The sequence below is a fragment of the Bradyrhizobium ingae genome, from assembly GCF_055791185.1.
The window spans coordinates 1-6,330 of the sequence record NZ_JBVUBB010000079.1; the positions used below are offsets into that span (position 1 = coordinate 1).

At 63.7% G+C, this 6,330-nt stretch carries 8 protein-coding genes; 4 read left to right on the forward strand and 4 right to left on the reverse strand.

All coding sequences use genetic code 11. The features are described 5' to 3' along the window. The first annotated feature begins 187 nt into the window (after positions 1-187). The 3 genes from ACV1FX_RS41390 to kynU are packed head-to-tail and all read left to right on the forward strand — an operon-like array spanning position 188 to position 3,078. Positions 188-997 (forward strand): alpha/beta hydrolase, encoded by an 810-nt coding sequence (locus ACV1FX_RS41390; protein WP_473123229.1) that lies wholly within the window; start codon positions 188-190, stop codon positions 995-997. Between the two features lie 25 nt (positions 998-1,022). Next, positions 1,023-1,862, forward strand: a complete 840-nt coding sequence (gene kynA, locus ACV1FX_RS41395) for a tryptophan 2,3-dioxygenase (RefSeq protein WP_473123230.1) — start codon at positions 1,023-1,025, stop codon at positions 1,860-1,862. 7 nt (positions 1,863-1,869) lie between these two features. Next, positions 1,870-3,078, forward strand: a complete 1,209-nt coding sequence (kynU, locus tag ACV1FX_RS41400) for a kynureninase (protein WP_473123231.1) — start codon at positions 1,870-1,872, stop codon at positions 3,076-3,078. A gap of 169 nt (positions 3,079-3,247) precedes the next feature. On the opposite strand, the gene ACV1FX_RS41405 is transcribed toward kynU, so the two are convergent. Genes ACV1FX_RS41405 through ACV1FX_RS41420 form a run of 4 tightly spaced genes read right to left on the reverse strand, consistent with a single transcriptional unit; the run spans position 3,248 to position 4,705 of the window. Continuing rightward, positions 3,248-3,667 (reverse strand): DUF1801 domain-containing protein, encoded by a 420-nt coding sequence (locus ACV1FX_RS41405; protein ID WP_473123232.1) that lies wholly within the window; start codon positions 3,665-3,667, stop codon positions 3,248-3,250. Positions 3,668-3,720: 53 nt separating this feature from the next. Beyond that, positions 3,721-3,927 carry a hypothetical protein gene (locus tag ACV1FX_RS41410; protein WP_473123233.1) on the reverse strand — a complete coding sequence of 69 codons (207 nt, stop codon included), beginning with the start codon at positions 3,925-3,927 and terminating at the stop codon, positions 3,721-3,723. Positions 3,928-3,959: 32 nt separating this feature from the next. Further along, positions 3,960-4,385: an SRPBCC family protein gene (locus tag ACV1FX_RS41415; protein ID WP_473123234.1), complete on the reverse strand. Its 426-nt coding sequence runs from the start codon at positions 4,383-4,385 to the stop codon at positions 3,960-3,962. Next, a complete protein-coding gene (locus tag ACV1FX_RS41420) occupies positions 4,382-4,705 on the reverse strand; it encodes an ArsR/SmtB family transcription factor (RefSeq protein WP_027523917.1) in 324 nt (107 codons plus the stop codon). Before ACV1FX_RS41420 ends, ACV1FX_RS41415 begins: the two co-directional genes overlap by 4 nt. Positions 4,706-4,989: 284 nt before the next feature. Here ACV1FX_RS41420 and ACV1FX_RS41425 point away from each other — a divergent pair. After that, on the forward strand, positions 4,990-6,330 hold a 1,341-nt coding region (locus ACV1FX_RS41425), incomplete at its 3' end, for a metal-dependent hydrolase family protein (RefSeq protein ID WP_473123235.1).

The following is a 6,330-nucleotide window of genomic DNA, read 5'->3' on the forward strand; positions in this document are numbered from 1 at the left end:
GGTGCGGGGTGGAGAAGGCGTAGCGTTCTCTCTTCTCGCAATGACGGGCGGGGTAGCCTCGCTTCCCCCGCTTCCGCTCGGAACAGGGGCGGCACAAACTGCTTTAAGCTTAAAATAAAGACTAGGACGGAGGCCCCGCGGGTGGCAGACTGGCAACCTGTCGCCGGCGAATCCTCTGGGAGTGACGATGCGCGATTGGGATGATGCCTATGCCAACTCGGCTCACGTGCCGGGGTCCGACAAGCTGCCCGCGTTGTGGGCCGAGCGCGCCGCGGCCTATCGCGCTGGGCTGAAGCACTTTCGTCCCGACATCGCCTATGGCTCCGGTGAGCGCCAGCGCCTCGACTTGATCCTGCCGGATGGCGATAGCAAGGGCCTCATCGTCTTCGTGCATGGCGGTTATTGGATGCGGTTCGACAAATCGTCGTGGACGGACCTCGCAGAAGGTGCGCGCCACCACGGCTGGGCGGTCGCGCTGCCGAGCTATACGCTGACGCCTGCTGCTGGTATCTCCGACATCACCGCCGAGATCGCGGCTGCGATTGCAACAGTGGCCGCGCTCGTCTCCGGACCGATCCGGCTGGCCGGTCATTCCGCGGGCGGCCATCTCGTCACGCGGATGCTGTGCGACGACAGCCGGCTCGAGCCAGCGCTCTACAACCGCATCGCCGCGACGCTGTCGATCAGCGGCCTGCACGATCTGCGTCCGCTGCTGAAAACGAAAATGAACGCGACCCTCGGCATGTCTATGGAGGAGGCAACGCTCGAAAGCGCAGCGCTGCATCTGCCGCGCGGGCACGCGCCGATCACGGCCTGGGTCGGTGGTGCCGAGCGGCCCGAATTCATCCGCCAGGCCGAGCTGATGGCGAACGTCTGGACCGGCTTTGACGTGCCGACGCATCTCGTGATCGAGCCCGGCTACAACCATTTCTCTGTCGTCGACGGGCTCAAGGATCCCTCGTCAAAAATCACCGCGAGCCTGGTTGGCCTGGACTGACGGAGAGCGATCGGAGAGGGATGTCATGACCAGCAACGACTACGATCCCACCGCCGAAGGCGCCGAGACCGATTTTGCCCGGCGCATGTCCTATGGCGATTATCTCCAGCTCGATGCGATCCTCACTGCGCAGCATCCCCTGTCGGATGCGCATGACGAGATGCTGTTCATCATTCAGCACCAGACCTCGGAGCTCTGGATGCGCCTTGCCATTCACGAGCTCAGCGCCGCCCGTCGCGCCATCGCGCGTGACGAGGTGTCGCCGGCGATGAAGATGCTGGCGCGTGTGTCCCGCATCTTCGAGCAGCTCAACAGCGCCTGGGACGTGTTGCGCACGATGACGCCGAGCGAGTACACGCACTTCCGCTCCAAGCTCGGGCAGTCCTCGGGCTTCCAGTCGAGCCAGTACCGCCTGATCGAATATCTCCTCGGAAACCGCAATCATGCGATGCTCAAGCCGCATGCGCACGACGCCGAAGTCACGCGGCTCCTGGAGGCGGAGTTGGCGACGCCAAGCCTGTATGACGAGGTGCTGCGGCTCGCCGATCGCAAGGGGCTCGCGATGCCGCCTGCTGTCCTGGCGCGTGACGTCCGCGAGACGCACAGCCTCAACGAAGGTGTGCTGGAGGCGTGGCGGCGCGTCTATGAGGCGCCGGAGACGCATTGGATGCTCTATGAGCTCGCCGAAAAACTCGTCGACTTCGAGGATTATTTCCGCCGCTGGCGCTTCAACCACGTGACCACCGTGGAGCGCGTCATCGGCTTCAAGCGCGGGACGGGCGGCACCGGTGGGGTCAGCTATCTCAAGCGCATGCTGGAGGTCGAGCTGTTCCCCGAACTCTGGCGCGTCCGTACCATTCTTTGAGCCCGCCATGACAAAAGACAGACTTCGCGTCTACGACGACACCAGGGCGCTATTCCATCTGCCCGAGGGCGTGATCTATCTCGACGGCAATTCGCTCGGCGCGCTGCCGTTTGGCGTTGCCGAAAAGGTCGACCGCGTGATCCGGCAGGAATGGGGCGATGAGCTCATTCGGGCCTGGAACACCGCTGGCTGGTATGTGCAGCCGCGCAATGTGGGCAATCGCATCGGCCGGCTGATCGGTGCGGAGGCGGGCTCGGTGATGATGGGCGATACGCTCTCGCTCAAGGCCTATCAGGCGCTCGCCGCCGCGCTCGATATGAGCCCTGAGCGCAAGGTCGTGCTCTCCGACACCGGCAATTTCCCGACCGATCTCTACATGGCCGAAGGCCTGATCGCGACGCTCGGGCGGGGACACCAGTTGCGCCTCGTGGCGCCGGAGGCGGTCGAGGCCGCGCTGTCGGAGGAGATTGCGGTGCTCTACCTCACCGAGGTCGACTACCGCACCGGTCGCCGCCACGACATGGCGAAGCTGACCGCAAAAGCGCATGCGCTTGATATCGTGACCGTCTGGGACCTTGCGCATTCCGCCGGCGCGCTGCCGGTCGATCTCGCCGGCGTCGGCGCCGACTTCGCTGCGGGGTGCACCTACAAATATCTCAACGGCGGGCCCGGCGCGCCGGCCTTCCTCTACGTTGCGCCGCGCCACGCGGATCGCGCCCGCGCCGCGCTTTCGGGATGGATGGGCCACGCAAAGCCGTTCGCCTTCGATCTCGGCTATGCGCCCGCGGGTGGCGTGGAGCGCATGCGGGTCGGCACGCCGCCGGTGCTCGCGATGGCTGCGCTGGAGGCTTCGCTCGACATCTGGGACCGCGTCGATCTCACCGATGTGCGCGCCCGCTCGCTCGCGCTCGGCGATCTCCTGATCGGTCAGGTGGAGCGCCGCTGCCCGCAGCTCAAGCTGGTCACGCCGCGCGCGCACGCGATGCGCGGCTCGCAGGTCTCCTTCGCCTTCGACGGCGGCTACGCCGCCATGCAGGCGTTGATCGCCCGTGGTGTCATCGGCGACTTCCGCGCCCCCGACATCATGCGCTTCGGTCTCACGCCGCTGTATATCGGAGAAGGCGAGGTGATGAAGGCGGCGGAGATCATCGAGGAGGTGATCAGGGACGAAATCTGGCGCCGGCCGGAATACCAGGTCGTCAATGCGGTGACGTGAGGGGCGCGCTGCTTTCCCCAAAACGTCATTGCGAGCGCAGCGAAGCAATCCAGAATCCCACCGTGGAGACACTCTGGATTGCTTCGTCGCTTCGCTCCTCGCAATGACGAGCTTGTGGCAAGTGCTATCCACACCGCTGTCATCGCCCCGGGTGTGGGTATGACTGCCGTTATGCTTGGCCGGCCTTGCGCGCCTTCGCGCGTGTCGCTGCCGGCGTTTTCTTCTTCGCCTTGCCCTGATTGTATTCGATCGCGGCACGCACGAGCTGTTTCAGTGCCCGCGCGTTGATCTTGTCACCCTCCAGAAAGTCGATCGCCCGCCGTTCATTGCCTTCGAGGCCGGCGTTGAAAAGTTTGTCGGGATCGGTGAGACGCGCTCCGTACATGAAAGTCAGCTTCACCTTGCCCTTGTGGGCATTGGCGACTGCGATGATGCCGTCGCGCTCCCACACCGGGCTGCCCATCCACTTCCATTCCTCGACGATCTCGCTATCGGCCTCGAGGATGGTCTTGCGCAGGCTCGCAAACGTCTTGCCGCGCCAGTCCGTGATCCCCGCAATGAGCTGGTCGATTTTTTCCGATGGAGTCATTTGAGTTCCTGTGCTCGGTGGTCCCGTTCTACGCAAGACGAGCGATCGCCGTCTCAGCCGCTGCGCCATTTGGTGGCGTAGGGCAGGGCGAACAGATAAAGGCCTGAGAGCAGGAGCAGGATGAGCGGAAATAGCGCCAGGAGGCCGATCCAGATCGCTTGCTTCTCCAGTCCCATCGCGAGGACATTGATGATGACGGCCACCGTGAAGCCAAGCGACAGCCAGCGGTGAATCTGCCGAATCCACACGTTCCAGTTCAATGAAACCTCCTGTCCTAGAGTGCAGCGCGGCGTCAGTCCGCCTGCGGCAGAACCTCTTCCAGCTTCGCCAAAAACTGCTTCCATCCGGCATGTGCGCCGCCGTAGGCCTGCTTCTGATCCGGACGGAAACCCACCTGCTCGACGCGGAGCAAAGTTCCACCGCGCGCCGGAGTGAGGGTGAAGGTCACCACGCTCTCCAGATTGTAGGCTGCATCCAGATGCGCGAAATTCCAGGTGTAGGCGAGCGTCTTGTTCGGCTCGATCGTGAGGACCTCGCAGTCGAGCACGCCGCCCCACTCGCCGGTGAGGTTGAAACGATGTCCCACCACCGGCACAAAATCATTCTTCATCAGCCACTCCGAGATCAGATGCGGCTGCGTCAGTGCGCGCCATAGCTTCTCGGGCGGATGTGCGAACTCGCGCTCGACGACGACGGAACGGGTCTCGGTCTTGTTCATTGGTCCATCCTCTTGAGAAGATCTTCGAGGTCGTCGAACCGGCTTTGCCAGAATCCGGTCATCTTGCTGGTCCAGTCGATCAGCGGGGCGAGCGCGCGAAGCTGCGCGCTGTAATGCGTTTGGCGGCCCTCGTGGCGGTCGCGTACGAGCCCCGCTTGTTTCAATGCCATCAGATGTTTCGAGACGGCCGGTTGTGACACGCCGGCCCGCGCGGTCAACGCGCCGACGGTCTGCTCGCCGTGACGGCACAGCCTTTCGAAGATAGCCCGCCGGGTCGGATCGGCAAGGGTTCGGAACAGCACATCGTGGGTATTGGCCATGTGAGAATTATAACTCATTGATTATGGATTAATGCATAACTCGTGGGTTATGGATATGTCAAGCGGAAGGACGCGCCTGGGTGCGCGCGCCAGGACGGAACAGCTCCTGTTTGAATCCAATTGAAGCCGGGCGCGACAGCTCCTGGCACCTCCGCTCGTGCCGGATGGCTGGGCTGCACATTTCCGCATGGGTTGTGAGTTGACTTGCTCTACACGCCGGCGCTGAGTCGGTTCCGGGGCATCGCTGCCGCGGAACGAGCAGACGTGCCAGCAGGAGGGCGGAAATGTCCGATGTGCGCAAGCCCGGTGGCGTCTTCATCGTCTTTGTGTTGCTCATCGCAATCGGCGCGAGCCTTGGTGCTTCGTCGCCCGCGCAGGCGCAGCAGGACTCCGCCGTCCTGTTCCAGAACGTCCGCATCTTTGACGGACGGAACACTGCGCTCTCGGCGCCATCCAATGTGCTCGTCCGCAACGGCAAGATCGAGAAGATCTCGGCTGCTTCGCTCACCGCGGATGCGCAGGCGATCGACGGTGGCAATCGCGTGCTGATGCCCGGGCTGATCGACGCGCATTGGCACGCGATGCTGGTGCGCCCGACGCCGGCGGCTGCGATTGCGGGGGACGTCGGTTACCTGAATTTGCAGGCGGCTGCGGAAGCCACAGCTACGCTCATGCGGGGCTTCACGACCGTGCGCGACATGGGCGGGCCGAGCTTCGGGCTCAAACGCGCCATCGACGAGGATCTCGTCCCAGGTCCCCGGATCTATCCCTCCGGCGCAATGATCACCATCACCGGCGGCCATGGCGACTTCCGGCAATTGTCCGAGCTGCCGCGGACGATCGGCGGCATGCTGAGCCGCATGGAGCTGATCGGCGGCAGCATGGTCGCCGACAGTCCGGATGAAGTTCGCGTGCGGGCTCGCGAGCAGCTCATGCAGGGGGCCTCGCAGGTCAAGCTCACGGCGGGCGGCGGCGTGGCCTCGCCGTTTAGTCCGCTCGACGTTTCTACCTTTACAGAGCCCGAGCTGCGCGCCGCCGTCGAAGCGGCCGAGAATTGGGGCACCTATGTCGCCGTGCACGCCTATACGCCGGTGGCAATACAGCGCTCGATTGCGGCAGGCGTGAAGTGCATCGAGCACGGCCACCTCATGGACGAGGCATCGGCCCGCCTGATGGCCGAAAAGGGTATTTGGCTGAGCACGCAGCCTTTCGTCGATCTCGCTGGCGCCGCCGCGCTGGGACCCTCGGAGCAGGACAAGATGCGGCAGGTGGTTGCCGGCACGGAGAGGGTTTATGCGTTGGCGAAAAAGTACAAGATCAAAACAGCCTTCGGCACCGATATCCTGTTTTCAAGAGTGCTCGCCGAGGGGCAGGGCGCCATGCTTGCCGATCTCGCCCGCTGGTACACGCCCGCCGAGGCGCTGGCGATGGCGACATCGACGAATGGCGAGCTGCTGAGCCTGTCCGGCCCGCGCAATCCTTATCCTGGCAAGCTCGGCGTGGTCGAGGAGGGTGCTTTGGCAGACTTGTTGCTGGTCGACGGCAATCCGATCGAGAACATCAAGCTGGTCGCAGATCCCGCGAAGAATTTCGTCATCATCATGAAAGGCGGCAAGATCTACAAG

Excerpts from the sequence above, each read along its gene's own strand:
- ACV1FX_RS41390 (WP_473123229.1), top strand. The coding sequence starts at position 188 with ATGCGCGATTGGGATGATGCCTATGCCAACTCGGCTCACGTGCCGGGG.
- kynA (WP_473123230.1), top strand. The coding sequence starts at position 1,023 with ATGACCAGCAACGACTACGATCCCACCGCCGAAGGCGCCGAGACCGAT.
- kynU (WP_473123231.1), top strand. The coding sequence starts at position 1,870 with ATGACAAAAGACAGACTTCGCGTCTACGACGACACCAGGGCGCTATTC.
- ACV1FX_RS41405 (WP_473123232.1), bottom strand. The coding sequence starts at position 3,667 with ATGACTCCATCGGAAAAAATCGACCAGCTCATTGCGGGGATCACGGAC.
- ACV1FX_RS41415 (WP_473123234.1), bottom strand. The coding sequence starts at position 4,385 with ATGAACAAGACCGAGACCCGTTCCGTCGTCGTCGAGCGCGAGTTCGCA.
- ACV1FX_RS41420 (WP_027523917.1), bottom strand. The coding sequence starts at position 4,705 with ATGGCCAATACCCACGATGTGCTGTTCCGAACCCTTGCCGATCCGACC.